Annotated in this window: 19 protein-coding genes; 9 read left to right on the forward strand and 10 right to left on the reverse strand. The window is 72.2% G+C overall.

Annotation, left to right across the window (positions count from 1 at the left end; translation table 11 throughout):
- The first annotated feature begins 81 nt into the window (after positions 1-81).
- Positions 82-279 (forward strand): hypothetical protein, encoded by a 198-nt coding sequence (locus I5071_RS41035; protein WP_236518849.1) that lies wholly within the window; start codon positions 82-84, stop codon positions 277-279.
- A 188-nt stretch (positions 280-467) separates the two neighbouring features.
- Here the strand turns inward: I5071_RS41035 and I5071_RS41040 are convergent, their stop codons facing one another.
- From I5071_RS41040 to I5071_RS41055, 4 genes are all read right to left on the reverse strand, one after another.
- A complete protein-coding gene (locus I5071_RS41040; protein WP_236518850.1) occupies positions 468-965 on the reverse strand; it encodes a MarR family winged helix-turn-helix transcriptional regulator in 498 nt (165 codons plus the stop codon).
- 41 nt (positions 966-1006) lie between these two features.
- A complete protein-coding gene (locus tag I5071_RS41045) occupies positions 1007-1588 on the reverse strand; it encodes a hypothetical protein (RefSeq protein WP_236518851.1) in 582 nt (193 codons plus the stop codon).
- Between the two features lie 94 nt (positions 1589-1682).
- Entirely contained in the window at positions 1683-4337 is a 2655-nt protein-coding gene (locus I5071_RS41050; protein ID WP_236518852.1) for a putative metal-binding motif-containing protein, read from the reverse strand.
- A gap of 85 nt (positions 4338-4422) precedes the next feature.
- Positions 4423-6549, reverse strand: coding sequence for a serine/threonine-protein kinase (locus I5071_RS41055; protein ID WP_236518853.1), 2127 nt, complete (start codon positions 6547-6549; stop codon positions 4423-4425).
- Positions 6550-6590: 41 nt separating this feature from the next.
- Between I5071_RS41055 and I5071_RS41060 the strand changes: the two genes are divergently transcribed.
- Positions 6591-7514, forward strand: a complete 924-nt coding sequence (locus tag I5071_RS41060) for a hypothetical protein (RefSeq protein ID WP_236518854.1) — start codon at positions 6591-6593, stop codon at positions 7512-7514.
- Here I5071_RS41060 and I5071_RS41065 read toward each other — a convergent pair whose 3' ends face one another.
- From I5071_RS41065 to I5071_RS41080, 4 genes are all read right to left on the reverse strand, one after another.
- Entirely contained in the window at positions 7515-10475 is a 2961-nt protein-coding gene (locus tag I5071_RS41065; protein WP_236518855.1) for a putative metal-binding motif-containing protein, read from the reverse strand.
- 129 nt (positions 10476-10604) lie between these two features.
- Complete coding sequence (locus I5071_RS41070) at positions 10605-11090, reverse strand: N-acetyltransferase family protein (protein WP_419249617.1); 486 nt, start codon at positions 11088-11090, stop codon at positions 10605-10607.
- Positions 11091-11097: 7 nt separating this feature from the next.
- The gene (locus I5071_RS41075) at positions 11098-11970 is read right to left on the reverse strand and encodes a DMT family transporter (RefSeq protein WP_236518857.1); all 873 of its coding nucleotides are present in this window, start codon (positions 11968-11970) and stop codon (positions 11098-11100) included.
- 44 nt (positions 11971-12014) lie between these two features.
- The gene (locus tag I5071_RS41080; RefSeq protein WP_236518858.1) at positions 12015-13151 is read right to left on the reverse strand and encodes a hypothetical protein; all 1137 of its coding nucleotides are present in this window, start codon (positions 13149-13151) and stop codon (positions 12015-12017) included.
- 95 nt (positions 13152-13246) lie between these two features.
- Here I5071_RS41080 and I5071_RS41085 point away from each other — a divergent pair, with 95 nt between their 5' ends.
- Positions 13247-14188 (forward strand): hypothetical protein, encoded by a 942-nt coding sequence (locus tag I5071_RS41085; RefSeq protein ID WP_236518859.1) that lies wholly within the window; start codon positions 13247-13249, stop codon positions 14186-14188.
- Positions 14189-14374: 186 nt separating this feature from the next.
- On the opposite strand, the gene I5071_RS41090 is transcribed toward I5071_RS41085, so the two are convergent.
- Positions 14375-16396 (reverse strand): hypothetical protein, encoded by a 2022-nt coding sequence (locus I5071_RS41090; protein ID WP_236518860.1) that lies wholly within the window; start codon positions 16394-16396, stop codon positions 14375-14377.
- Positions 16397-16545: 149 nt separating this feature from the next.
- On the opposite strand from I5071_RS41090, the gene I5071_RS41095 reads away from it, so the two are divergent.
- Complete coding sequence (locus I5071_RS41095) at positions 16546-17931, forward strand: site-2 protease family protein (RefSeq protein WP_236518861.1); 1386 nt, start codon at positions 16546-16548, stop codon at positions 17929-17931.
- A 646-nt stretch (positions 17932-18577) separates the two neighbouring features.
- On the opposite strand, the gene I5071_RS41100 is transcribed toward I5071_RS41095, so the two are convergent.
- Positions 18578-20179: an aldehyde dehydrogenase family protein gene (locus I5071_RS41100; protein WP_236518862.1), complete on the reverse strand. Its 1602-nt coding sequence runs from the start codon at positions 20177-20179 to the stop codon at positions 18578-18580.
- Between the two features lie 125 nt (positions 20180-20304).
- Here I5071_RS41100 and I5071_RS41105 point away from each other — a divergent pair, with 125 nt between their 5' ends.
- The 5 genes from I5071_RS41105 (at position 20305) to I5071_RS41125 (ending at position 25981) form a co-directional block, all read left to right on the forward strand.
- Positions 20305-21759: an amidohydrolase family protein gene (locus I5071_RS41105; protein WP_236518863.1), complete on the forward strand. Its 1455-nt coding sequence runs from the start codon at positions 20305-20307 to the stop codon at positions 21757-21759.
- A 50-nt stretch (positions 21760-21809) separates the two neighbouring features.
- On the forward strand, positions 21810-22397 hold the full coding sequence (locus I5071_RS41110) for a hypothetical protein (RefSeq protein WP_236518864.1): 588 nt from the start codon (positions 21810-21812) through the stop codon (positions 22395-22397).
- A gap of 63 nt (positions 22398-22460) precedes the next feature.
- On the forward strand, positions 22461-23897 hold the full coding sequence (locus tag I5071_RS41115) for a TldD/PmbA family protein (protein ID WP_236518865.1): 1437 nt from the start codon (positions 22461-22463) through the stop codon (positions 23895-23897).
- 6 nt (positions 23898-23903) lie between these two features.
- A complete protein-coding gene (locus tag I5071_RS41120; protein ID WP_236518866.1) occupies positions 23904-25298 on the forward strand; it encodes a TldD/PmbA family protein in 1395 nt (464 codons plus the stop codon).
- Positions 25295-25981, forward strand: coding sequence for an E3 ubiquitin ligase family protein (locus I5071_RS41125; protein ID WP_236518867.1), 687 nt, complete (start codon positions 25295-25297; stop codon positions 25979-25981). Before I5071_RS41120 ends, I5071_RS41125 begins: the two co-directional genes overlap by 4 nt.
- The last annotated feature ends 1 nt before the right edge of the window (position 25982 follow it).

The following is a 25982-nucleotide window of genomic DNA, read 5'->3' on the forward strand; positions in this document are numbered from 1 at the left end:
GTGCGTCGTGGCGCGCACCGTGCTCGAAGGGCCGCGACGCATCCGCGGCGCGACGCAGCCGCACACACGAGGAGGACGGACATGGAGACGCACGAGCACGAGCTTCTGCAGTTCGAAGCGCTGGGACACTTCACCGACGATCGCGCCGAGTCGCTGGTCGCGCGCGCGTGGCGGCGTCCCAACGAGCCGCGCACTGCGAAGCGCGACGACGTGCATGCGACGAGCGAGCTCGGCGCGCTCGCGCTGCCGCTCGAGCACTCGTGCCCTCGGCTCGCGTGAGCCGCGTGCGCGAGCCGCGCGTCACTGCGTAGCGGTGGCGCCAGCGAGTGCCACCGTGACGACGCGTCTCGGCCGATTGCGCACGCTCGGCTGACGCGCCGCGGCGCGAGTGTGTAGGGGCGAGCAGGTGAATGGCGCGGTGCTCGAATGGGGGCGAGCCCGCGCGAACAGATGTCGGGCGAGCCGACTCAGTCCGCGCGTCGTGCGCGGGTGCGCGGCGCTGCGCGCGCGCCCTCCTCGTGATCGAGGTGGGCGTCGATGCGCGCGAGCGCGTCGTGCAGCGCGCGCATGCGCTCCTTGCCGATCGCCTGCTCGATCTCGCGCTCGATCTCAGCGAGCAGGACGAGCAGCGATCGCCCCTTCTTGTTCGTGAAGCGCACCAGCGTCGCGCGCGCGTCGCTCGGGTCCGCGACGCGCTCCACGACGCCGAGCGCCTCGAGCTCCGAGACGAGCTGGTGGATCGCCTGCTTGCTCACGCCCACGCGCCGCGCGAGCTCCGTCTGGCGTGTGCCCGCGAGATCGAGATGCGGGAAGAGCGCAGCGTGCGAAGGCCGGATCGGGATGCGCGTCCTGGTCGAGATGCGCTCGAGCGCGAGCTCGTCGATGCGCCGCGCGCACCGGATCAGCAGCTGTGCAGGGCTCGCGCGCTCGTCGCGGCACTCGGGATCGTCGGGGCGACGGACCATCCCCCGATGCTACCCGCACATGGTCAAGCCCGCTTGACCATTCAGAACCGGCCCGCGACCGAGAGCCCCGCGTGATGCGGACCGGCGCTCGGCAGGATCGAGAACGCGGGCTCCTCGTCACCGCCCGACGTCGCGATGCCGGCGATCAGCAGCGCGGTTCCCGCAGCCTGCAAGAGCCCGTCGAAGATCAGCCACGTGCCCCAGTCGTCCGAGTCGAACGCGGTGGGCTTCACCGCGAGCTGGATCCACGGCCCCGCGATCGGCACCCAGCTCGAGTAGCGGAAGGCGTCCCAGCGCTCGTCGTCGACTCCGTCGATCGACGAGCCGGCGAAGATCCCGACGAAGCCGTTCACGATCCAGCCGACGCCGAGCATCACCGAGCCGGTCACGATCAGCCCGACGTTCGGCCCGCGCTCGCGGCGCTGCGGCTCGGGGCTCACGGGTGTGTACGGCGAATAACCCGGAGCCGGCTGCTGCACGATCACGACCTGTTGCCCGGGGTTCACGGGCTGTGCCTGTGCGGCCGCACGTCCTGGCACATGCACGAGCGCTGCGACGAGCGCGAAGGTCAGTGCGATCGCGATCTTCGCGCAGAACGCGTGCGTGCCGTTGTGTGAGTCCATCGTTCCTCCAGCTCCCTCGAGCCGGAGTCTCCGCAACGTCCGTGCCTGCCAGCAACAAACCGGACTGGTCAAGCGAGCTTGACCAATCCGATCGTCAGAACGAGCTCAGGAGCCCGTCGTAGCTCGCCGACAGACACACGCGCGACGACACCACACCGGTCGGCGCGCGCAGGTACGCGAGCTCGCATCCCAGCCCGGTCGGGCACGAGTCGTCGCTCGTGCACAGATCGATGCACACGCCCAGCGAGCGCTCGCAGAATTGGCTCTCGCAGTCGCCGTTCTGCGTGCACGCTGCGCCCGCTTGGCGGTTGTGCAGGCCCGCGCCGGTGTTCGCGAGACACACCGGCACCGTCTCGATCGCCATCATCCCGCGGATCGGCGCCGGCGCGTCGCTCCCGAACGTGCCGATCGTCGTCGCGTTGCCGCGCACCGAGCAGTGCGTGCCGCTCGGGCACTGCGCGTTCGCCGCGCACGGCTGCGCGCACACACCGCTGACGCAGCTCTGGGTGCCCCACATGCACCCGGGCTGGCCCGCGCGACCGCACGCCGCGCCGGTGGTGCCGGTGCCGTTGTCGTCGAGCGCGCAGCGCGCGTACATCAGCGGCGACGTTCCCGCGACCGACACGATCTCGCAGATCGTCCCGCTCGCGCAGCTGCCCGAGGTCCCGGGCGCGTGGTGCGTGCAGTAGTCGACGCAGCGCTGGGTGTTGCACCCCGGCCCGATGCAGTAGCGATCGCAGTCGCCGCTGCGGCACTGCGCGTCTCCGGTGCATACGGCGCCGCCCATCAGCGTGCCGATCGGATCCGTGCTCTCCGCGCAGCCGTGGAGGTTGTCGGTGATCGTCACGCGATAGCGGCACGTCTGCGTGGCGGTGCAGCCCGCGCCGAGCGAGCCGGTGTAGCTGCCCTCGCAGAACGACGTGCACACGTAGTTGCCGGTGCACATCCCGCCGCCGCCCACGACGCAGCCGCAGAGCAGATCGTCGCGGCACACGTCGGCGCCGCTCGAGAAGTTGCACGGCTCGCTCACGCCGCAGTTGTCGACGGTGAATCGATTGCAGTCGGTGTCGACTCCGTCGCATCGCTCGGCGACCCGCGGCGAGACGTTCGGGTTCGTGTCGTCGCAGTCGCCGGCGCACTCGCTCAGTCCGTCGCCGTCGTCGTCGCGCGGATCACACGGATTGCACAGCTCGTCGAGGTATCCGTCGCAGTCCTGATCGATCCCGTCGCCGCGCCCGTCGGGGCCGCAGAGCTCGGGCGCGCCGGGGTACACGCTCGCGCGCGTGTCGTCGCAGTCGCGCTGGGTGGGATCGCTCGAGCAGGTGCCGAAGGTGTCGCGATCGGCGTCGAACGCCTCGTCGATCCGTCGATCGCAGTCGTCGTCGGTGCCGTTGCAGAGCTCGGTGCGACCGGGGCGCACCGCGCCGTTCGCGTCGTCGCAGTCGAGGCACTCGTTCGATCCGTCGAAGTCACGATCGACCGCGGGATCGCACGCGCAGAGCTCGTCCGCCGCGCCATCGCAGTCGTCGTCGACGCCGTTGCCGCAGACCTCGGTGCCCGGCGTGCCGGGCGTGCACGTGCCCGGGGCGCCGCCGCTGCACGCGGTCGCGGTGCGTCGGCACGCGCCGAGGCCGCAGGTGAGATCGGGCAGCCCGTCGTCGACGGCGCCGTCGCAGTCGTCGTCGATGCCGTTGCACGCCTCGGCGCTCGGCATGCCGGGCGTGCACGTCGCGGGCACACCGCCGACGCAGCCCGCCTGCATGCGCGCGCACGCGCCGACGCCGCAGCGCACTTGCGCGATCCCGTCGTCGGCGGTGCCGTCGCAGTCGTCGTCGAGGCCATTGCAGATCTCGGGGCTCGGCGTGCCCGGCGTGCAGGTCCCGCCGCCGGTGCCCGAGCACGCGAGCACCACGCGACGACACTCGCCGACGCCGCACACCGTGGTGCCGAAGCCCTCGTCGATCGTGCCGTCGCAGTCGTCGTCGGTGCCGTCGCAGGTCTCGCTGCCCGCGGTGCCCGGCGTGCACACGCCGGGCGTTCCGGCGGTGCATGCGGCGACGGTGCGCGCGCACGTGCCGCGACCGCACGAGATCGTGCCCAGACCTTCGTCGGTCATGCCGTCGCAGTCGTCGTCCTCGCCGTCGCACGCCTCGACGGTCGGCGCGCCCGGCGTGCACACGCCGATGACGCCCTCGTCGCACGCCGCGACCTCGCGCTCGCACGCGCCGGTGCCGCAGATCGAGCTGCCGAGCGCTTCGTCGATCGCGCCGTCGCAGTCGTCGTCGCCGCCGTTGCACTCTTCACCGAGCGCGGCGAGCGGCGTGCACTCCTGCGCGACGCCCGACGCGCACGCGGGCACGGTGGTGCGGCACGCGCCCTCGCCGCACGTGAGCTCGCCGAGCGTTTCGTCGAGCGTGCCGTCGCAGTCGTCGTCGACGCCGTTGCAGGTCTCGTCGCTCGGCTCCGCGACGTCGCCGCACGGGCCCCACACCGGGAATTCGAACGTCACGACGCAGGTCTGGGTGCCCATGCCGCACGCGCCGACGCCGCCGGTCGAGCACGAGCGCGTCTCGCCCTCGGCCGCGCAGGGACAGCGCTCGCCGGTCACCGCGTTGCAGGTCGAGCCGTCGGGGAGATCGACCTGCGCGTCGGTCCCTGCGTCGAGCGATGGGATGTAGACGTCGTCGAGCGGGCCGATCGGCGCACCGCAGGTGCAGCCGCTCACGAACGACGCGGACAGGAGCGCCATGCCCGCAGCGCGAGCACGAGACGACCAAGACATGCCGGAACCCCCCGAGGCGATCCCGATGTATGGCCGTGCCCTTCGTGAGCCTTCACTCGTCGAGGTCGTAGAACACGCTCTCGTCGCCGCCCGGCTGCACGCGCACCGTCCGCGAGAACGTGCGCCCGTCGCGATCGACGATGCGCAGGCGCACCGTGCCCGAGGGGACGCTCGCTTCGCCGATCGGCGTGGTGCCGAGCAGACGCGCGCCCACGTAGACCTTCGACCAGGGCCGCGTGTTGATCGAGAGGTGCCCCGGACGCGCGACCGGGCCGCGCGCTTCGGCCACGCGCGGCAGCGCGACCCACTCGAGCTCGATCTCGATCGACTCGCCGGGGCGCACCTCGATCCCGAGATCGTACGGGCGATGCTCGGGCCGCTCGGCGTGCACGAGGTGCGTGCCCGCGGGCAGCTCGATCGGGGCCGCGAGCTCGGCCTCGCCGAGCGTGCGATCCCCGATGCGCACGACGGCATCCGCCGATGCGCCGCGCAGCACGAGCCGTCCCGTAGTCGGCGCAGGAGGTGCCTCGACGGGAGGAGGCGCGACCGCTTCCACCGCGACCGGCGCAGGGTCGATCGGCTGGGCCGTCTCGAGCCCACCGCTCGCGACCACCGCCGCGCCGATCAACGCGATCGCCGCGATCGCCGCCGCGCTCCCGATCATCGCGGTGCGTGAGCGTCTCGTCGGGGGCGCGTCCTCGATCGACGTGGGCAGCGGCGTGCCCTCGATGCGTGCTGCGGCCTGCGGCTCGGACACGCGCTGCGCGCTCACCGAGGGGCGCCGCCGGAAGCTCTCGCCGAAGGGTGTCGAGTCGACCAGCGGGCCCGCCTGGATCTGCTCCTCGAAGAGCGTCTCCATGAGCGACGCAATGCGCGTGGTGGTCACCGCCTTGCCGATCTTCGCGAGCCAGTCCTCGAGCGCCGACTGCATCTCGCCCGCCGTCGTGAAGCGATCGCCCGGCTCCTTCTGCAGCGCCTTCTGCACGATCGCGTCGAGCTCGATCGGCAGCGCCGCGTTCACCGTCCGGATCGACGGCACCGGATCTTCGATGACCGCGCGCATCGTCTCGTACTCGGTCGCGCGGTGATAGAGCGGCTCGCCGGTGAGCGTCTCGTAGAGGCAGATGCCGAGCGCGAACACGTCGGCGCGCGCGTCGATCGGCTTCCCGAGACACTGCTGCGGCGACATGTACGAGAACTTGCCCTTCACCACGCCCGCTTGGGTCTTCGTGGTGTGCGACTGGGCCTTCGCGATGCCGAAGTCGAGCAGCTTCACCTGCCCGTCGAAGCTCACCATCACGTTGTGCGGGCTGACGTCGCGATGGACGATCCCGAGCGCCTCGCCGTTCGCGTCGCGCGCGCGATGCGCGTAGTGCAGCGCCTCCGCGACGTACGCGACGATGCGCGCGCCGATCTCGGGCGCGATGCCGCCGCGCCCGCGCGCCTTGCGGATGAGCTTCCCGAGCTGCGCGCCGTGGATCCACTCCATCGCGATGAAGTAGGAGCCCTCGAGCTCGCCGAACTCGTAGATGTGGCAGATCTGCGGGTGCGTCAGCTGGATCGCGAGGCGCGCCTCGTCGAGGAACATCTCGACGAACTGCGGATCGTCGGCGACGTGCGCGAGGATGCGCTTGATCGCGAGCAAGCGCGTCGCGCCGACGCTCGTGGTCTCGCGGCCGAGGAAGATCTCCGCCATCCCGCCGAACGCGACACGACCGAGGATCTCGAAGCGCCCGTAGGTGCAGATCGCGGGCATCTGCAGCGAGCCGCGCGAGGTCGGGCGCGCCCCGGAGATCGGCGGCGGCGTCGGCTCGGCGTCGAGCGGGACCTCGACCGAGTCCATCCCGATCGGCGCGTGCTCGGCGTCGTCGACCGTCTCGATGGTGCGCGGCGCGAGCTCGTTCGCGAGCAGGCGCGACGGCGGCGGCGGCATCGCGGCGGGGCGCGGCGGCAGCTTGCGCGCAGGCGGCGGTGGGGGCGTCGAGGGATCGGGCCTTCGCGCGCCCTGCACGACGCGCGCGTGCTCCAGCACGTGGTTCGGGATGTCGCGCTTGGGCGGGAGCGTGGAACGGCTCGCCTCCTGCGCGTCGGCGCCGAGCGGCTTGCGCACCTCGGTCCTCGCGTCGGGCTCCTCGTCGGTCGGGTCGCGACTGCCGCCCTTCTGCCCCGGGGAGGACATCCTGGTCGAAAAGCTACCACAACTTCGGATACGCTTCGCGAATGACACGAGGTGCGGCGCTCCGAGGCTCGTCGAGGCTCGTGATCGTCGTCGTGATCGCGCTCGTCGCGGCGACGCAGGCGCACGCGCAGGACGCGCCGCCCGCGAGCGCGCAGCTGGCGGAGGTGCGCGAGCTCGCGCTGCGCGCCAACTACCGCACCGCGTTGCCCGCCGCGCAGGCGCTGCTCGCGCGGACCGATCTCGATGCCGAGACCCGCAACGAAGCGCTCGAGGTGCTCGCCACGATCCACCTCGCGATGCGCGACGAGGCCGCGGCGCGGGAGGCCCTCGCGACGCTCTACGCGCGCGATCCCGCGCATCGCCTGCACGATCCCGACGCGAGCCCGGTGGTGCAGTCGGCGTTCGCGCGCGCCCGCGAGTCGGCGATGCCGCTCGCGATCACGATCGATCACACGCCGCCCGCGGGGGAGCGACGCACCGCGCCCGAGATCACCGCGCGCGTGGTCGATCACGCCGACGCGGTGCACGAGATCCGCCTGGCCCACCGCGCGCGCGGCGCGTCCCGCGCGAGCATCGTGGTGCTCGCGCTCGACGCGGAGGGCACGGCGTCGGGGCGCATCGCGCTCCCGAGCGACGATGCCGCGCAGACGATCGAGTACTGGATCGAAGCGGCCGCGCCCTCGGGGCACGTGCTCGCGCGTGTGGGATCGCCCGAGGCGCCGCTGGTCGTCGAGGTGCCCGCGGCTGCGCCGGTCGTGGTCGCGAGCGCGGCGACGACGGTCGAGGAGCACGACCGCGGCGAAGCGCCGAGCGGCGACGTGACCGGCGAGTGGTGGTTCTGGACGCTGATCGGTGTCGCGGTGGTGGGCGCCGGCGTGGGGATCGGCGTCGGCGTCGCGGTCGCGAGCGAAGGGCCGAGCGACGGATCGCTCGGCAACGTCACGCTGCCGCTGCTCGCGTTCTGATCACAAGCCGCTGATCGAGAGCGAGTAGGCGCCGCACGGGCAGTCCGAGCTGCCGCTCTGGTAGCCGTCGACGAACAAGTAGTAGAGGCCGGGCGCGAGGGTCGCCGAGATCGACGATCGCAGCCCGCCGCTGCACCCGCTCCCGCTGCAGCCGTCGTCGTTGCACATGCGCTGCGCGGTCACCGACGCATCGCTGCACACCGAGCGCACGTAGAGCGTCGAGTCGAAGCTGGTGCCTCCGGTGCACCCGCTGAACGAGACCGTGCGGCTCGTCGTGCCGGGCACGACGAAGTAGTAGACGCGCTCGCGCGACGCGCCGGTCCCGGTGTAGTCGCAGTCGGTCACGCTCGCGTTGACGTAGTCGGCGGTGAACGCGCAGGTGTCGCCCGAGAGCGTGGTCGCGCCCGGGAGGATCGCGCTGGGGTTGCCACAGCGATCGCTCTGGGTGCCCGGCGGCGTGATGTAGACGTCGACCGGGATGGTCCCGCTCGCGGCGCTCCGCGTGTCGACGAACACCTGGTACGTGCCCGCGGGCAGGTTCGTCAGGCGCAGCGCCGACGAGGTGCGGCCGTCCGCGTCGTCGTTGCACGCGCGCTCGGCGCCGTTGCAGTAGCAGTTGCGGACGTAGAGCACGGTGTCGACCGCCGAGCCGTGCGTCGTGATGAACACGTCGCTCGCGCTCGAGAGCGTGAACGTGAGCACGCCCTCGGCGCCGGTGCCGCCGCAGGTGCCCGAGTGGCTGCTCGACGAGAGCATCACGTCGTAGCGACCGCCCGCGCCCGACACCGCGATCGCGCCGGTGCACCCGACGCAGGCGCCGCAGCCCTCGTCGGTGAGCCCGTTGCAGTTGTCGTCCACGCCGTTGCACGCCTCGGCGGGCGGCGTGCACGTGCCCCACGCGCAGTCGGCGCCGCACGAGCGCGTGCCCGCGGTGCCGCACGACGTGGTGCACGGGCCGGTCGCGCCGGGCGAGCACGCGAAGCCTTCGTCGACGCGGGTGTCGCAGTCGTCGTCGCCGCCTCCGCACGCTTCGGGCGGCGCGGCGCACGAGCCCCACGAGCAGTCGCCGGCGCAGGTGCGCGAGCCGGTCGATCCACACGACGTCGTGCACGCGCCGGTGCGCCCCGCGCAGCAGGTGAAGCCGTCGTCGCACGCGCCGTTGCAGTCGTCGTCGACGCCGTTGCACGCCTCGGCGGGCGGCGAGCACGTGCTCCAACCACACGCCGCGCTGCAGGTGCGGGAGCCCGTGGTGCCGCACGACGTGGTGCACGTCCCGGCGCTGCCCGCGCAGCACGCGAAGGTCTCGTCGCAGCGGGTGTCGCAGTTGTCGTCGGCGCCGTTGCACGCCTCGACCGGCGGCGTGCACGCGCCCCAGGTGCACGACGCGCTGCACACGCGCGTGCCCGTCGTGCTGCATCCCGTCGAGCAGGTGCCGGTCGCGCCGGGCACGCAGGTGAACGTCTCGTCGATCCGCCCGTCGCAGTCGTCGTCGTTGCCGTTGCAGGTCTCGGTGGGCGGAGTGCAGGCGCTCCAGGTGCAGCTCGCGCTGCAAGCGCGCGATCCCGTGGATCCGCAGCTCGTGGTGCACGCCTCCATCGCGCCCACGCTGCACTCGACGGTCTCGTCGGTGTCGCCGTCGCAGTCGTCGTCGATGCCGTTGCAGCCCTCGGCCGGCGGAGTGCACGCGCCGAGCGCGCAGCTCGCGTCGCAGGCGCGCGAGCCGGCGGTGCCGCAGGTCGTGGTGCACGCCGTCGTCGTGCCCGACACGCACTCGAAGCTCTCGTCCGTGCTCGCGTCGCAGTCGTCGTCGCGCCCGTTGCACACGTCGTCGGGCGCGACGCACGCGCTCCACGTGCAGTCGTCGCCGCAGGTGCGCTCGCCGGTCGAGCCGCACGCGGTGGTGCACGGCTGCGACGCGCCGCGCACGCACGCGAACACGTCGTCGACCCCGCCGTTGCAGTCGTCGTCCACCGCGTTGCACGTCTCGGCGGGCGGCGAGCACACCGACCATCCGCACGTCGCGGTGCACACCCGCGTGCCCGTCGTCCCGCAGGTCGTGTCGCAGCTCCCGGTCTCGCCGCGGCAGCAGGTGAACGACTCGTCGCAGCCGCCCTCGCAGTCGTCGTCGATGCCGTTGCAGATCTCGGGCGCGCCGGGGAACACCTCGGGGTTGGTGTCGTCGCAGTCGTCGGCGGGGACCTCACCGATCATCGCGCAGGTCGCGTCGCCGGCGCGATCGCCATCGGCGTCGCGCGTGCGGTGCACGCACTCGCCGCGCATCGCCTCGTCGCACACGTCGTCGGTGCACGCATCGGCGTCGTCGCAGTCGACTGCCGTGCCGAGCGCGCACTCGCCGTCGACGCAGCGCTCCATGCCGTTGCACGCGCGATCGTCGTCGCACGCGTCGTCGCCGTCGCACGCGCGCGGCGGGCAGCCCTCGACCGGATCGCAGGTCGCGCCGACCGCGCAGGTCGTGTCGTCGGGCACGTTCTCGCACGCGCCGTCGGTGCAGCGATCGATCGTGCAGCCGACCGAGTCGTCGCAGTCGCCGTCGGAGCCACACGTCGCGGCGTCGCGCATGCCCGCGTCGCTGCGCCCGGCGTCGTCCGGGCCTCCGTCGCGCGTCGGCGTCTCGCAGCGCCCTGCGACGCAGTCGACGCCCTCGTCGCACCGCACGTCGCGGCACGCGCCGCCGAGCTCGACGTCCACCACGCGCTCGACGCCCGGCACGAACGCCGAGCCGATCACCCGCCGCACCACGAACGCGCCGCCGCGCGTCGCGGTCACGGTGATCGTCACCTCGCCCGACTCCATCTCGCCGGGCCGCACCGAGAGCGTCTGCGGCCAGCCCCCGTGCAGCGCCACGTCGCGCTCGACCGTCGCGCCCGTCGAGCCACCGCGCACGTCGATCTCGAGCGCGTCGATCTCCCCCGGCACCGCGAGGTCCGAGGTCACGCGCACCAGCAGCGAGGTCCGATCGGAGCAGGCGCCCAGCGTCAGGAGCGCGAGAAAAAGAGCGCTCGCCCGCAAGAGCGGCTGGTGGCACTGCACGATTCGGATGGTAACGCGCGAGCCACCTCGCGCGGAAGATCAGCCGCGCGCGAGCCGCGCGAGCCCCTCGCCATCGAGCCGCATCGTCTCCCACTCGCCGAGCGCGCTGGCCCCGAGCCGCTGGTAGAACCCGAGCGCGAGCTCGTTCCAGTCGAGCACCCGCCACTCGAGCCGCGCCCCGCCGCGCTCGATCAGCGTGCGCGCGATCGCGCGCATCAGCGCCAGCGCGACCCCGTGCCGCCGCGCGTGGGGCTCGACCCAGAGATCCTCGAGGTGGATCCCGGTGGTCGCGCGCCACGTCGAGTACGTCGCGAAGAAGAGCGCGAAGCCCACCGGCGCTCCGTCCATCTCCGCCACGAAGCACTCGAAGGGCGGGCGCGCCGACGCGAGCTGCGCGCGCAGCACCTCCTCGGTCGCCTCCACCGCGTCGGGCTCGCGCTCGTACGCGGCGAGCGCGCGCACGAAGCGCAGGATCGTTCCCGCATCGTCGGGCGTCGCCGCCCTCACTCGCACCGCGTCCGCCATTCTCTCCTCACCACGCCAGCACCGCGGCCACGCCCACGATCGCGATCCCCGCGCCGATCCACCGCCGCGCCGGCACCACCTCGCCGCCGATGCGCGAGAGCACCAGCACGAACACCGCGCCGCTCTGGTTGAGCAGCGCGGCGCGCGACGCGGCGCCGTACTTCATCCCGCCGAGCCACAGGATCATCGCGACGTACGAGCCGAGCACCGCGCCCGGCACCGCCCACTTCCACGACTCGCGCTCGCGGAAGAGCGCGAGCACCTCGCGCCGCCGTCCCGCGATCGTCTCCCACGCGAAGAGCGCGATCGATCCCGCGACCAGACGCACCGCGGTCGCCTCGATCAGCTCGCTGCGATCGAGCGCCCGCTTCGCGAGCACGACCGCGACCGCCGTCGTCATCACCCCCGCGACGCAGAGCACCAGCCCGCGCCGATCGACCGGCTTCGCCTCGCCCCGCGGCTCCCATCCCACCACCGCGAGCCCGAGCACCACGAGCGGCGCGCCGATCCACAAGCCCGTCGTGATCGGCTCGCCGAGCGCGACCACCGAGAGCGCGAGCACCGTCGGCGCATACGCGCAGTCCGCGACCGCCGCGATCGACGCGTCCACTCGGCGCAGCCCCGCGAGGAAGAGCGTGTCCGCCACCGCGAGCCCCAGCACGCCGCTCAGCGCGAGCGCGCCCCAATCGCTCCACTCGCGCCCCAGATCGAAGCGCAGCCCGGTCGCGAGCATCGTCGCGAAGAGCATCGCGCTCGCGAGCGTGTTCTTGAACAGGTTGAGCGCCGCAGGGCCGACGCCCTGCACCCGACGGAATGCGAGCACCGCGAGCGCCCACGCGAGCGCGCACCCGAGCGCCATCGCATCACCGAACGCCTGCATCGCCTCTCGCCGTCGAAAACGGCGCGCAGGCTAGCCCACGACGCTCAAGGGCGCCGGCAGATCGCCACGTCGGGCACACCGGGCACCGGCACGCACGACCAGCCCGTCGGGCAGGTCCCGTCGCCGCAGAGCCGCGTGCAGTACCCGCCGTCCGCCGCGCAGAGCGCGCTGTGGCACTCGCTCGCGCCCGCGCACGCAGCGCCGATGTCGCGCGTGCCCGCGCGCTGACACGCGAACACGAACATCTCGCCCGCCGGGATCGGCGCGCAGCCGAGGCCCACCGCGCATCCGCCCTGCTCGGTGCACGACTGGGTGCACATCGCGGCCGGCGTCGCGCCGGGATCACACACGCCGCTGCGGCACGCGTTGAGGCTCGCATCGGGATCGCAGAACGCGCCGATCGGATCGTCGCCGAGGATGTCGTCGGGCGGCAGGCAGATCGTCCCGGTCGCGCCGCTCGCGGTGCCGCAGGTGTAGGGCGGCACGCCGAGCTCGCCGAAGCGCCGCGGACAGTCGCCTGCGTTGCGGCACTGCCCGGTGCAGCCGATCCCCGGGATGCAGATCCCGGTGCGACAGTCGGACGCCGCGCTGCACGGCCGCTCGACGTCGATGCACACCCGGCGCCCCGACGTGTCGAAGGTCGTGCACGCGTGACCCGCCGGACAGTCGGCCGCGCTCGCGCAGTCGCGCACGCACTGGCCGCCCGACGGGTCGCCGAGACAGAGCGTCGTCGAGCAGGTGTCGGGTGTCGCGGTGTTGCACGGCTCGCCGGTGTCGTCGGGCACGCAGACGCCGTCGACGCAGAGGTGCTCGCGCGCGCACTGCAGGTGGTTCGTGCAGGTTCGCGTGCAGAAGCGCGTGCCCCCGCGATCGTCGACGCAGCGCGCGCTCGCGCACTGTCCGTCGGTCGTGCAGCGATCGAGGTACGCGCCGGTGCCGGGCGGCGTGCCTCCGTCGACGGGCGGCGCGACCCACGCGTCGATCGGTGGCGTCCACGCGTCGGTCTCGATCGTCTGCGCGTCGATCGGCGTGGTGCCGGCGTCGGTGAGCGACGCATCGAGGCCCGGTGGCTGCGCATCGCTCTCGTTGTGGTGACCGGCGTCGGGATTGCGGAGCGGCCCCGCCTTCGCGCACCCGATCACCAAGAGCACCGCGCTCACCCACAGCCACCGCGAGAACATCACCGCGCATCATCGCACGGGGTGCGATCTCCGAGCGATCGCCCCCTCGTGTTACCGTCGCGTCCCGAACTCCGAAGGAGCGAGAAGAGCCACTCATGAAACGTCTCGTCGCGATCACGGCGCTCGTCGCGCTCGGCGGCTGCTGCTTCGGCGGCGGCAACTTCACCGTCACCGGCCCCACCACCAGCATCGGCCCCGGGTTCGCGCCCGACCCGATGATCCTCGCGGGCAGCGCGGGCGGCCCGACCGACGCGAGCACGCTGAGCCCGACCTGCCGCGGCCACGTCGGCATCATCCCGAGCCACACGCTGCAGATCACCGGGCCCATGCCCCAGCTCCACGTGCTGGTGCGCTCCGATCAGGACACCACGCTCGTCGTGCGCCAGCCCGACGGCAGCTACGTGTGCAACGACGACAGCGACGGGCTCAACCCCGCGGTCGCGCTCACGAACCTCGCGGCCGGCAGCTACAACGTGTTCGTCGGCACCTACGCCGCGAACGCGAGCGCGACGTACACGCTGGGGCTCACCACGAACCCCTCGCTCACGCCCTCGACGCTCGGCGCGGGCGGCGTCGTTCCGCCCATCCCGCCGCCGGTCGGCTATCCGACGCTCCCGCCTCCTCCGCCGCTCGGCGCGGCCGGCGCGGGCGCAGCGCCGGGCACCGTCCTGCGCACCGGCTCGGCCACGGTCGCGCTCGTCAGCGGCAATCTGCCGGGCGTCGCGGCGGGCACGCAGTGCACGTTCACCCAGACCGCGGTCGATCCCGGGCAGTACGGCTTCGACTGCCGCTGGCAGGTCACGTGCGCGGGCACCGTCGTCTACGGCGACAGCGAGGGTGGCTACAACCCGTGCAGCGATCCGAGCTGGCCTCCGGGCACGCTGGTCGCGGACGTGAACACGAGCGGCAACGATCGTGATCCCTCGCTCGTCATCAACGCGGGCGGGATGATGGTGCGCGACGACGCGCAGGGCGCGCGCGGCGAGTACCAGATCACCGCGACGATGCCGGCGCCCACGCCGATTCCCCCGGGCTGAGCTCTCGGAGGGGTCTTGGAAGACCCCTCCCCCCCGACCGGCAAAGCCGGATCGGGGCCCCCCACCCCGAACGCTGCGCGCGGGGCCCCAGCCCCGCTTGCTCTCGCTCGGCGGCGCGTGCGCGGGGCGCTTGGGGGCACGAACGACGGCCGACGCGATCCCGATCGCGCCGGCCGTTCGCGCTTCTCACTCCCCGCAGTTCGCTCCCGGCGCCACGACCACGCCTCCTCGTCCCTCGATCACGCTGCGCAAGAAGCACCCGTACTGGTGCCGCACCGCCTCGAGCTGCACGAAGATGTCGTGGGGATCGCTGAATCCGTCGCCCGCGTACTGCACGACCACGCCGGTGTACGCGTCGCCGCGCTCCGACGTTCGATTCGCGTGCACCGGATACCCGAGCACGCCCTCGCGCCCGTCGAGCGCGAGCGCGTCCTGCATCGAGCTCCACACCACGTCGCCCGCCTGCTCGTGCCCGTACGCGAGCGCGACCGCGTCGTACACCCGCGTCGGGAAGTACGAGTCGCCTTCGCCCACCGGCTCGTAGACCGGACGCGACGCGACGCCCTCGAGCGGACGCCGCGACAAGCGCGGCATGTACACCAGCGGCTCCGCAGGCTCCCACGCCAGCTCGAGCAGGAAGAGCGCGGGATGCAGGTGCGTGAGCGTCCTTCCGTTCGCTCCGAGCAGCGCGCCCAGCAGCCCCGCCGCCCCCGGCACCAGGCTCGTCTCGAGGATGAAGTACGACCAGTACCCGCCCGCGCCGGTCGGCACCAGCGCGCGGAAGCGCGGCTCGATCGCGCCCACGATGTTCGTGTACATCCCGCCCATCGACTGGCCGAGCGCGACGAACGCGTCGCCGTCGAACCGATGCTCGCCCGCGCTCCCGCACGACGCGATCACCTCGGGCGCGATCGTCGTGCGCGTCATCGCCTCCACGAGCAGCCGCGACTCCAGCGCGCCCTGACGGAACGTGTCGCGGAACGCGCCGAGGTTCTCGAGGTTCAGGTACGCGGTGTCGCCCGCGCCCGGCACGCGATCCGGGCTCAGCGGCAGCGCCGCGCCCACCGCTGCGAAGCCGTGCGCCGCGATCACGTGGGCCGGCCCTTCGCCCGCCGCGGGCTCTCCGCCTTCCACCCGCGGCCCGCGATCGACCACCTGCGACGCGACCCCGCCCGAGCCGTGGAAGTAGACCATCAGCGGCCATCCGCTCGCCGGCATCTCGCCGCGCGGGATCGTGATCACCACCGGCACCGTCTCGCGTCGCTGCTCGATCGGCGTGCCCGCGGCATCGAGCTCGAACGTCCCCTCGGTCGCGAACGGCGGCGTGCCGCGCTGCATCTGCGGCATCGAGATCGTCCCGCGCAGCTCGCAGTAGCGATCCCACGTGTGCTCGAGCGCCAGCGACTCGATCGTCACGTCGTGCGCGGCGAGCACGCGCTCCGACATCGCGTGGAGGTCCGCGACCACGTCGCCGGTCGTCAGCACCGTCGCCGCCGCGACCTCGCCCACGTCGACGTTCATCATCGCGAGCGTCTCGAAGAGCGGCGCGTAGACCTCCGCCGCGCGTGCGCCCCACGGCGCATCGGGGGTCTCGCCGCGCGCCAGCGTCGCGAGCGCGTCGGGCACGCCGAGCGGGCGTCCCAGCGCATCGCCGAGCGCGCGCATCACCACCAGCGCGTACGTGCGATCGGGCGCGAGCACGAACCCGGGCCGAGGCGAGACCGCGAGCAGATGCGCGCCGGTCGATCCGTCCTCGGGCATCGTCGCCGCGACCACCGGCACCAGCGCGCCGCGCGCGGACGAGTCGGGATCGACGTCGACCAGCAGGATCGGCGCGTCGCGCTCCGCCGCGATCACGTCGTCCGCCGAGCGCGCCCCGAGGGGCGCCGAGAACCGCACGTACATCGCGGGCACCACCGGCCAGCCGCGGCGCTCGTCGGCGAGCGGCAGGAGATCGTTCAGGAGGTCGCTGCCGCGTGGGTTCGGATAGCCCGCGAGGTCCGGCGTGCCGTCCTCCTCGAGCCGCAGATCGGAGGGGAAGGGGAACGCGAAGAAGTCGCTGCCGATCGCCTCGGGATCGAAGCGCGCGATCGCCTCGCCGGGATCGACCCACGCGTCGCTCGCGCCTCCGTCGACGACGGTCCCGTCGTCGTCCCCGCATCCCACGAGCGCCACGATCACCAACACCCACGCGAGACGGCACTGCATCCGCGCGATGCTACTCGCGTCGGGGTGCGCGCGAAGGTATCGAAACCGGCCGTCGCTGACCGCGTCCACGTCGTCGACCGCAACGTCGGCGTGAGCCCGCCCGGTCCCTGGACCGCCAACCGGATCAGTGCTCTAGGATCGCGCTCGCGATGCGGTTCTCGCTCTTCGGCGTCCCGGTGCACGTGCGTCCGACCTTCTGGCTCGTCGCGCTGATGCTCGCGTCGCCCCGCCATCTCCAGGAGGGCGAGTGGGCGCACGTCGCGTCGTGGATCGCGATCGTGTTCGTCTCGGTGCTGGTGCACGAGCTCGGTCACGCGTGGGCGATGCGCGCGCTCGGTCGTGCGCCGCGCATCGAGCTCTGGGCGATGGGCGGTCTCACCCACTGGGGCGAGGGCCCGCGCATCTCGGGGTGGAAGCGCGCCGTGGTCTCGCTCGCCGGTCCCACCGCCGGCTTCGCGCTCGCGCTGCCGATCGCGATCGCCGCGCGCTGGGGCACGTTCGAGCCGGGCTCGCTCGAGCAGGACGCGATCGAGCAGGCGCTCTGGGTGAACCTGGGGTGGGGCGCGCTGAACCTCCTGCCCATCCTGCCGCTCGACGGAGGGCACGTCATGGAGGTGACGCTCACCTCGATGTTCGGCCCGCGCGGACCCCGCTTCGCGCGCTACGCGTCGATCGCGCTCTCGGCGATCGCGGCGGTCGTCGCGATGACGTACTCGGTGCCCGGTCTCGCGTTCATCGCGCTCTTCGCGGGCATGCAGTCGATGCGCGCCCTCGGCGCGCCCGAGGGCGACGGATCGATCCCGGCGCGCGCGCCGATCGATCCCGCGATCGAGCGCGCGATCGAGGACGCATGGGACGCGATCCGCGGCGGCCGCGAGGACGACGCGATCACCGCGTGCGACACGATCCTCGCGAGCACGCCCGACGACGAAGCGAGCGCGCCGCTGCGCGCGCGCCTGCTCGAGACGATCGCGTGGGCGCACCTCGAGGCGGGTCGCGAGCGCGCCGCGCTCGAGATCAGCCGGCGTATGCCTCCCCGGTTCCGCCCGAGCGCGCTGCTCGCCGCGCGCCTCCTGCTCGCGGAGGGCAAACACACCGAGGGCATGCTCGCGCTCGAGCGCGCGTGGCAGGACACGCCGGGCGATCTCCCCGGGCTCGTGCTCGCGGCCGCGCACATCGACGCGCGCCAGCCCGAGCGCGCGGTCGCGATGCTGCGCAGCCTGCGCGGCGCGCGCCTCTCGACCCACGCGCACCTCACGATCGGCGCCGCGCTCTTCTACGCCGAGCAGTACGAGCCCGCGCTCGCGGTGAGCGAGCTCGGATGGAACCGATTCCACGATCCGACGCACGCCTACAACGCAGCGTGCTCGTGCGCGAGGCTCGGACGCGTCGACGCCGGCCTCGACTGGATCGGACACGCGGTGAGATCGGGCTTCGACGACGTCGTGAAGCTCGAGAGCGACGACGATCTCGCGCCGCTCCGCGACGATCCGCGCTGGCGCGAGGTCGTTTCCGCGCGATCTCCGAAGCGCTGAGCGTCGATCACGGCGCGAGATCGCGCGTTTTCTCGGCAGATTCACGCGATCTCGCGGCGGTGGTGGATCGATGGGCGGCCGGTGGTGCAGTGACCACCGCCGCGGTGGTGCCGAGACCACCGCCGCGGTGGTGCCTCGATGGGCGCGCGGTGGTGCGGTGATGCCCTCGCGGTGGTGGACCGAAGGCTGACCGCCCGTTCGATCACCACCTCGATCCCATCGACCCACCAGCGCTCGCTCGTCCGAGCACGTCGCACGAGAGCCTCGAGCCAAGCTTCGCTCCTCGTCCGCTCCAGTCGGCCCCCAGCCGCGCGAAGCGCGCTGCCGGTCCGCGGCGTGCTCGATCCCGCGCGACGCGCGGGACCGAGCCGCCGCTGCATTCACCACCACCGAGGCGGGTGAGACCCATGCAGGCCGAAGCGCTACCAGCAGGGCGGGTGGCATGGTGCCGGAGCGCTTCCGCAGCGACCCATCCAGCCGCCGACCACAGCCCCGAACGGTTCGAGGCGGAGCGCGAACGCGCCCCGCCTCGAACGACCCCGCCTTCCAGCCATCTCACCCGCACCGCGAGCCGGTCGCGAGGACTAGCGACGGCACCATGCCACCCGCCCCCGCCGAGACCGTCTCGTCTCGAGATCAGGAGAGATCAGTCCCCGAGCTTCTTCAGCTTGACCATCCCGACGAGGGCCCGCGCCATGTTCCCGCTGAGCAGGCCGTGGAACACCTCGCGCATCGCGGGGTACTTGCGGCCGTAGGGGAACCAGAACGGCTCCGCCTTGCTCCACCCGCGGTCGATCATGATCGCCTTCTGGTGCGTGAACGTCAGCAGCCCCTCGGGCCCGTGGTAGCGCCCGAAGCCGCTCGACTTCACGCCGCCGAACGGCAGCGCGGGGTTGCCCACCGACACGATCACGTCGTTGACCGTCACCTGCCCGCACTCCATGCGCGACGCGATGGCGAGGCCCTTGTCGACGTTCTTCGTCCACACGCTGCCGACCAGGCCGTACTGGTGCTCGTTCGCCATGCGCACCGCCTCGTCGACGTCGCGCACCTTCACCACCGGCAGCACCGGGCCGAACGTCTCGTCGGAGTAGATCTCCATCTCCGGCCGCACGTCGGTGAGCACCGTCGGCGCGTAGAACTGCCCGGGGCGCGGCAGCCGCTCGCCGCCGAAGAGCACCTTCGCGCCCTTCGCGATCGCGTCCTTCACGTGGCGCTCGACGGTCTCGATCTGCTTCGGGAACGTCATCGGGCCCATGTCGGCGTGCTCGTCGGGCCCGCCGACCTTCACCTTCGCGACCTCGCGGCGCAGCAGCTCGACGAAGCGATCGTGCACCGGCGCCTCGACCAGGATGCGCTCGATCGAGACGCACATCTGGCCGCAGTTCACCAAGCCGCCCCAGACCGCGGCCTTCGCCGCGCGCTCGAGGTTCGCGTCGGCGCAGACGATCATCGCGTCCTTGCCGCCGAGCTCGAGCTCCACCGGGATCGGCTTCTTCGACGCGGCCTGCATCACCTTGCGCCCGGTCGCGACCGAGCCGGTGAAGAAGATCTTGTCGACCTCGGCCTCGACCAGCGCCGCGCCGGTCGTGCCGTCGCCCTGGATCACCTCGACCACGCCGCTGGGGATCCCGATGCGACGGAAGATCTCCGCGATGATCTCCCCGGTGATCGGCGTCACCTCGCTCGGCTTGAGCACCACCGTGTTGCCCGCGATCAGCGCGGACACGACGGGCACCATCGCGAGCTGGAAGGGGAAGTTCCACGGCGAGATGATCCCCACCACGCCGACCGGGAAGTGCTCGACGTAGCTGGTCTTGCCGGGGAAGAGGATCGGGGTCGGGACCTTCTTGCGCGCGAGGATCTTCGGCGCGTGCTTCCGGTAGTAGTCGATGTAGAGCGGCACGCTCATCAGCTCGGTGAGCAGCGAGTCGACGAGCGGCTTGCCGGTGTCCTCCGAGATGCGGCGCGCGTACTCCTCGCCGTGCGTGCGCACGACCTCCTTGATGCGATCGAGGATGGCGAGCCGCGCCTCGACGCTCGTCTCGCGCCAGCTCGCGAAGGCCGCGCGTGCCCGCGCGACGGCGGAGATCACGCCCTCGCGCGATGTGATCGGGAACTCGCCGAGGCGCTCGCCCGTGACCGGGCTGCGCTTCTCGATGATGCCGCCCTCGTAAGCGCCCACCGACTGCCCGTGCCCGTTGACGTGACTGCCGTTCGCGTGTCCGTTGGTGCGCGTCTGCTCCATGGCGCGGCTTCCTCCGACGAGAAGATGAATCTCGGCTCAGCTGGAAGCGCCATGATGCCCTCGTGAGTGGGGCATAGCCAATCCCCGCATTGTGGTCGCGCCGCGGGGTGCCCACGTCGACCGCGATGGCGCGCAAGTCCGACCCCGAGCGCCCGCTGCGCCTGCCGATCAAGCTCGGCCCGTGCTCGAACGGCGAGTACACGCCGCGGCCACGATCGCCGGTGATCGCACGGGCGCAGCGCCTGGCGCACGAGCTCGCGGAGCGGGGCGCGCGCCGGCTCGGGCTCTCGCGCCGTGCCTTCCTCGAGTCGAGCTGCGGCGCGGCGGCGGTGCTCGTCGCGCTGAACCAGGCCAGCGGATGTGGCGGCGGCCACTACGCGGTGGCGCCCGAGGCGACCGAGGATCGCGCGCTCGCCGACGCGACGATGCAGGGCGACGAGCTGATCTTCGACGTGCAGACGCACCACGTCGACACCGACCGCGCGTGGTACGCGTCGGACGAGCCGAACATCGGTGGGTTCCTCGAGCGCGCCGCGGGCGCGTGGTGCGACGAGCCGAGCTGGGTGCAGTGCTACTCGCGCGATCGCTACGTGCGCGAGGTCTTCCTGCGCAGCGACACCGACCTCGCGGTGCTGAGCGCGCTCTTCGGCGACGAGGAGATCAACGCCAACACGATCGAGGGCCTCGCCGAGACGCGCGAGCGCCTCGATCGGTTGGGGCGCCGGCTGCGCATCCACGGGATCGTGCTGCCCGAGTCGCACGAGCCCGCGCGCACCGCCGAGCGCATGCAGGCGCTCGCCGAGCGATGGCGGGTGAGCGCCTGGAAGCTCTATCCGGTGTGGGGCCCGGCGCGGAGCGGGTGGTGGCTCGACGGCGACGACGGCATGCGCGTCATCCGTCGCGGGCTCGAGCTCGGGGTGCCGCTCTTCGCGGTGCACAAGGGGCTGCCCCTCGGCGGGCAGGATCCCCGGTACGCGAAGCCGCGCGACGTGGGCCCGGTGGCGCGCGCGTTCCCCGACGCGACGTTCCTCGTCTACCACTCGGCGTACGAGTCCTCGCTCACCGAGGGCCCCCACGATCCCCGCGCCGAGCGCGGCGTCGACGCGCTGATCAACACGCTGCGCGAGCACGGCGTCGGGCGCGACGGGAACGTCTACGCCGAGCTCGGCAGCGCGTGGCGCGAGGTGATGGGGCGTCCCGACGAGGCCGCGCACCTGATCCGCAAGCTGCTCGTGCACCTCGGCGAGGACCGGATCCTGTGGGGCACCGACGCGATCTGGTTCGGCTCGCCGCAGGATCAGATCCAGGCGTTCCGCACGTTCGAGATCTCGCCCGCGCTGCAGGAGCGCCACGGGTATCCCGCGCTCACCCCCGCGATCAAGGCGAAGATCTTCGGGCTCAACGCGGCGCGTGTGTACGGCGTCGACCTCGCGGAGCTGCGCGCGGCGCACGACGACGAGCTCGCTCGGGCGCGCGAGGAGCACCGCGCGCGGAGCGGACCGAGCTTCGCGACGTACGGCCCGCGCACCCGGCGCGAGCTGCTCGCGCTCACCCGCACCCGCGGCGGCATGCCCGACTGATGGATCGCCCGCGTTGACGAGCAGGTCGCGTCCATGCGAGCACGCGCCGCATGGCGATCGACTTCGTGATCATGCCGCTCAGCCGCTACATCGCGGGGGACTTCGTCACGCCCGCGATGGAGCTCGCGTGGAGCGCGGGCGTGCCGTACGCCGTGATCCGGCCCGACGGAACGACGACGATCCCACCTCACACGCCGTTCGGCGGGCCCGACGCGCCCGCGCGGCGCGCACGATTCGTCGACATGGTGCTCGAGGACCTGCGCGCGATCCCGGCGATTGCGAGCACGCCGTGGGACGAGCGATCCGACGCCGCGCCCGCGTTCCACCGCGTCGACGCGAGCGCGTATGCGGCATTGCTCGAGGAGGCGTCGAGCGCGCGCAAGCGCGGCCTCTTCGGCCTGCTCGGCACCACGCCTCCGGCGGAGCACCTCACGACCGGGCTCTTCGTGCCACACCGCGTCGAGACCACGTTCGTGATGGAATCTCCGATCAAGCAGCGGGTCGGGTCGGTGCCGAGGGCGCTCGAGGAGCTCGCCGCGAGGACGTGGTCGCCCCTCGCGTCGAGCGCGGTCGCGACGCTGCGCGCGGCGCTCGAAGACGCAGCGCGCCTGCGGCTGCCGATGATCGTCGATCAGTGAGATCGATCGGGACGAGCACGCTTGGATCGCGACACCTCGCGCCTTAGAGTCACGCGACCGCACATGAGCCAGCGCTACCAGGCCCCCTTCGGCCCTCAGGGCACCTCCCCGATCGACCCGCGCCTCGCCGAGAAGCTGCTCGGGGTCGCCCTCTCGAAGGGCGGCGACTACGCGGATCTCTTCTTCGAGTACGAGGTGAGCGGCAGCTACGGCTACGAGGAGGGCATCCTCAAGAGCGCGGGCCGCGGTGTGTCGATGGGCCTCGGCGTGCGCGTGCGGAAGGGCGACGCGACGGGCTACGCGTACTGCGAGGACTTCGAGGTCGACGCGATGGAGCGCGCGGCGCGCACCGCGGCGCAGATCGCGGACGCGGGCGGCAAGGAGCCGGTCGGTCTCGCGCCGCTCGACACGCCCAAGCGCTACCACGTCGAGCTCTACTCGCTCGACGTCGCGGGCGAGCTCAAGCGCGACCTGCTGCGCCGCGCCGACGAGGCCGCGCGCGCTGCGGATCCCCGGGTCTCGCGGGTCGAGGCGTCGATCAGCGAGAGCCTGCGCGAGATCCTGGTCGCGACGAGCGACGGCACGATGGTGCACGACATCCAGCCGCTCATCCGCTTCGGCATCCGCGTGATCGCGGAGCAGAACGGCAAGCGCCAGGCGGGCAGCTCGGGCGGCGGTGGCCGAATGGGCCTCGAGTACTTCGATCAGCGCTCGCCCGAGTGGCACGCGAAGGAAGCGGTGCGTCAGGCGCTCACGATGCTCGACGCGCGCGAGGCCCCGGCGGGCGAGATGGAGGTCGTCCTCGCGCCCGGCGACAGCGGCATCCTCCTCCACGAAGCGGTGGGGCACGGCCTCGAGGCGGACTTCAACCGCAAGAAGACGAGCAACTACACCGACCAGATCGGACAGCGTGTCGCGAGCGATCTCTGCACGGTGGTCGACGACGCGACGCTCGCGAGCTCGCGCGGCTCGGTGAATGTCGACGACGAGGGAAACGTCCCGCAGAGCACGATGTTGATCGAGAAGGGCATCCTGCGCGGGTACATGCAGGACCGTCAGTCCACCGAGTTCTTCGGCGGGCGCCCGACCGGCAACGGACGGCGCGAGTCGTTCAAGTCGCACCCGATGCCGCGCATGACGAACACGATGCTGCTCGCCGGTCAGGACGACCCCGAGGAGATCGTGAAGAGCGTGAAGAAGGGCGTCTTCGCGCGGAAGTTCGGCGGTGGTCAGGTCGACATCTCGAACGGCGATTTCGTCTTCTCGCTCACCGAGGGCTACCTCATCGAAGACGGGAAGATCACGGCGCCGCTCAAGGGCGTGAACCTGATCGGCAATGGGCCGGACGTCATGCGCAAGGTCGTCATGCTCGGGAGCGACATGGAGCTCTCGGACGGGATCTGGACGTGCGGCAAGGAAGGGCAGTCCGTGCCCGTCGGCGTGGCGTGCCCGACGGTGAAGATCAGCGGGATGACGGTCGGCGGCACGCAGGTCGGGTGAGGACGAATGACGCGTGAAAGTTGGGACGCGACGCAGTCGCGTCTGATCGCGCTCGGCGAGCGCATCGTGGACATGGCGAAGAAGTCGGGCGCCGATGTCGCGGAGGCAGTGATCGGCGAGGGCTCGCATCTGTCCGCGAAGGTGCGGATGCGCGAGCCCGAGCTCGTGGAGGAAGCCGGGTCACGCTCGGTCGGTCTGCGGGTGATGATCGGCCAGCAAGTCGCGGTCTCGACGACCAGCGATCTCAGCGAGCGCGGCATCCGCCGCTTCGTCGAGGACGCGATCGAGCTCGCGCGGCTGTCGCAGCCCGATCCCTCGGCGGGCCCGCCCGACTCGTCGCTGCTCTCGCGGCGCGAGCAACACGTCGAGCTCGATCTGCACGACGATCGCGTCGACTCGATCGACGGCGCGTCGGCGATCGGCCACGCGAAGCGCGCGGAGTCGGCGGCGCTCGAGTACGACGCGCGCATCACGAACTCCGAGGGCGCGAGCTTCAGCCGGGCGAGCGGGGCGCGCGCGCTGGTGACGAGCGGCGGGTTCCGCGGCGTCTCGCGCGGCACCTACGCGTCGCTCTCCGTGCATCCGGTGGCCGACGACACCACCGAAGGGCAGGGCGGCAAGAAGCGCAGCGGCTACTACTGGACCGCGAAGCGCCACTACGCGGGCCTGCTCCCCGACGACGTCGTCGGCCGCGAGGCCGCGCGGCGCACCCTCGCGAAGCTCGGCGCGCGCAAGGTCGAGACCCAGGAGTGCGCGGTCGTGTTCGACCCCGACGTCGCGCGCTCGATCCTCGGGCTCATCGCAGGCTGCATCGGCGGCGGCGCGATCTGGCGGAAGTCGAGCTATCTCGTCGATCGCGTGGGCACGAAGGTCGCGAGCGATCTCGTCTCGATCGTCGACGATCCGCTGATCGCACAGGCCCCCGGATCGCGCGCCTACGACGGCGAAGGCCTGCTCTCGCGACGCAACGTCGTGATCGAGAAGGGCGAGCTGAAGACGTACCTCCTCGACACCTACAGCGCGCGCAAGCTCGGCCTCGAGAGCACGGCGAGCGCGGCGCGCGGAGGCTCGGGCGGCGTGTCGCCGACCACGACGAACTTCGTGCTCCAGCCCGGCACCACGAGCCCCGAGGACATCGTGCGCAGCACGAAGAAGGGCCTCTACGTCACCGAGATGATGGGCTTCGGCTTCAACGCGGTGACCGGTGACTTCTCGCGCGGCGCGGCGGGCTTCTGGATCGAGAACGGCGAGAAGACGTTCCCGGTGAGCGAGGTGACGATCTCGCTCAACCTCGATCAGATGCTGCAGCGCATCGACATGGTCGGTACCGACCTCGATCTGCGCACGTCGATCGCGAGCCCGACGTTCCGCATCAGCGCGATGACCCTCGCGGGCAAGTGATCTCCCCGCTCATCCTGTTCGCCGCGCTCGGTGCCGTCGGCGCGGCCGCGCTCGGCGCGTGGTGGTTCTCGCCGTACCAGCAGACGCTCCGTGCGATCCGCGCCGCGCCATTGGTGCGGGTCGCGGATGCGCCCGACGGTCAGCTGGTGCGCATCCTCGGCACCCTCCGCGCCGGCACGCGCACGCTCGACGCGCCGCTCTCGCAGCTCACCTGCGCGGCGTATCGCGTCGAGGTCGACGTGCGCGTCTCGACCGGCAAGAGCTCGAGCTGGCGCTCGCTGATCCGCGACCGAGAAAGCGTGGACTTCGTCGTCGAGGACGAGACCGGTCGCGCGATCGTGAAGGCGCTCCAGCTCGAGCCCGCGATCGTCCTCGATCACCACCAGCGCTCGGGCACGTGGAACGACGCGACGCCCGAGCTCGACGCGTACCTCACGCGCCACGGCCACAAGAGCACCGACTTCTTCGGCTTCAACAAGGGCATGCGCTACCAGGAAGGCGTGCTCGAGCCCGGCGAGACCGTCGCGATCCTCGGCCTCGCACGCTGGGAGGACGATCCTCACCCGGGCGCCGCACGCGGCGGCGCCGGCTATCGCGAGACCGCGCGGAGGAAGCGCCTCGTCATCGAGCCGAGCGCGCTCGGCCCGGTGCGCGCGAGCGACGATCCCTCCGTGCTCTCCTGAG

Source organism: Sandaracinus amylolyticus, assembly GCF_021631985.1.
Lineage (GTDB): Bacteria > Myxococcota_A > Polyangia > Polyangiales > Sandaracinaceae > Sandaracinus > Sandaracinus amylolyticus_A.

What these genes read in the sequence shown, in the direction of transcription:
- I5071_RS41110 (WP_236518864.1), top strand. Translation starts at nt 21,810, where the DNA reads ATGGCGATCGACTTCGTGATCATGCCGCTCAGCCGCTACATCGCGGGG.
- I5071_RS41120 (WP_236518866.1), top strand. Translation starts at nt 23,904, where the DNA reads ATGACGCGTGAAAGTTGGGACGCGACGCAGTCGCGTCTGATCGCGCTC.
- I5071_RS41095 (WP_236518861.1), top strand. Translation starts at nt 16,546, where the DNA reads ATGCGGTTCTCGCTCTTCGGCGTCCCGGTGCACGTGCGTCCGACCTTC.
- I5071_RS41075 (WP_236518857.1), bottom strand. Translation starts at nt 11,970, where the DNA reads ATGCAGGCGTTCGGTGATGCGATGGCGCTCGGGTGCGCGCTCGCGTGG.
- I5071_RS41105 (WP_236518863.1), top strand. Translation starts at nt 20,305, where the DNA reads ATGGCGCGCAAGTCCGACCCCGAGCGCCCGCTGCGCCTGCCGATCAAG.
- I5071_RS41070 (WP_419249617.1), bottom strand. Translation starts at nt 11,090, where the DNA reads ATGGCGGACGCGGTGCGAGTGAGGGCGGCGACGCCCGACGATGCGGGA.
- I5071_RS41035 (WP_236518849.1), top strand. Translation starts at nt 82, where the DNA reads ATGGAGACGCACGAGCACGAGCTTCTGCAGTTCGAAGCGCTGGGACAC.
- I5071_RS41045 (WP_236518851.1), bottom strand. Translation starts at nt 1,588, where the DNA reads ATGGACTCACACAACGGCACGCACGCGTTCTGCGCGAAGATCGCGATC.
- I5071_RS41040 (WP_236518850.1), bottom strand. Translation starts at nt 965, where the DNA reads ATGGTCCGTCGCCCCGACGATCCCGAGTGCCGCGACGAGCGCGCGAGC.
- I5071_RS41055 (WP_236518853.1), bottom strand. Translation starts at nt 6,549, where the DNA reads ATGTCCTCCCCGGGGCAGAAGGGCGGCAGTCGCGACCCGACCGACGAG.
- I5071_RS41090 (WP_236518860.1), bottom strand. Translation starts at nt 16,396, where the DNA reads ATGCAGTGCCGTCTCGCGTGGGTGTTGGTGATCGTGGCGCTCGTGGGA.
- I5071_RS41100 (WP_236518862.1), bottom strand. Translation starts at nt 20,179, where the DNA reads ATGGAGCAGACGCGCACCAACGGACACGCGAACGGCAGTCACGTCAAC.
- I5071_RS41060 (WP_236518854.1), top strand. Translation starts at nt 6,591, where the DNA reads ATGACACGAGGTGCGGCGCTCCGAGGCTCGTCGAGGCTCGTGATCGTC.
- I5071_RS41050 (WP_236518852.1), bottom strand. Translation starts at nt 4,337, where the DNA reads ATGGCGCTCCTGTCCGCGTCGTTCGTGAGCGGCTGCACCTGCGGTGCG.
- I5071_RS41080 (WP_236518858.1), bottom strand. Translation starts at nt 13,151, where the DNA reads ATGTTCTCGCGGTGGCTGTGGGTGAGCGCGGTGCTCTTGGTGATCGGG.
- I5071_RS41115 (WP_236518865.1), top strand. Translation starts at nt 22,461, where the DNA reads ATGAGCCAGCGCTACCAGGCCCCCTTCGGCCCTCAGGGCACCTCCCCG.
- I5071_RS41085 (WP_236518859.1), top strand. Translation starts at nt 13,247, where the DNA reads ATGAAACGTCTCGTCGCGATCACGGCGCTCGTCGCGCTCGGCGGCTGC.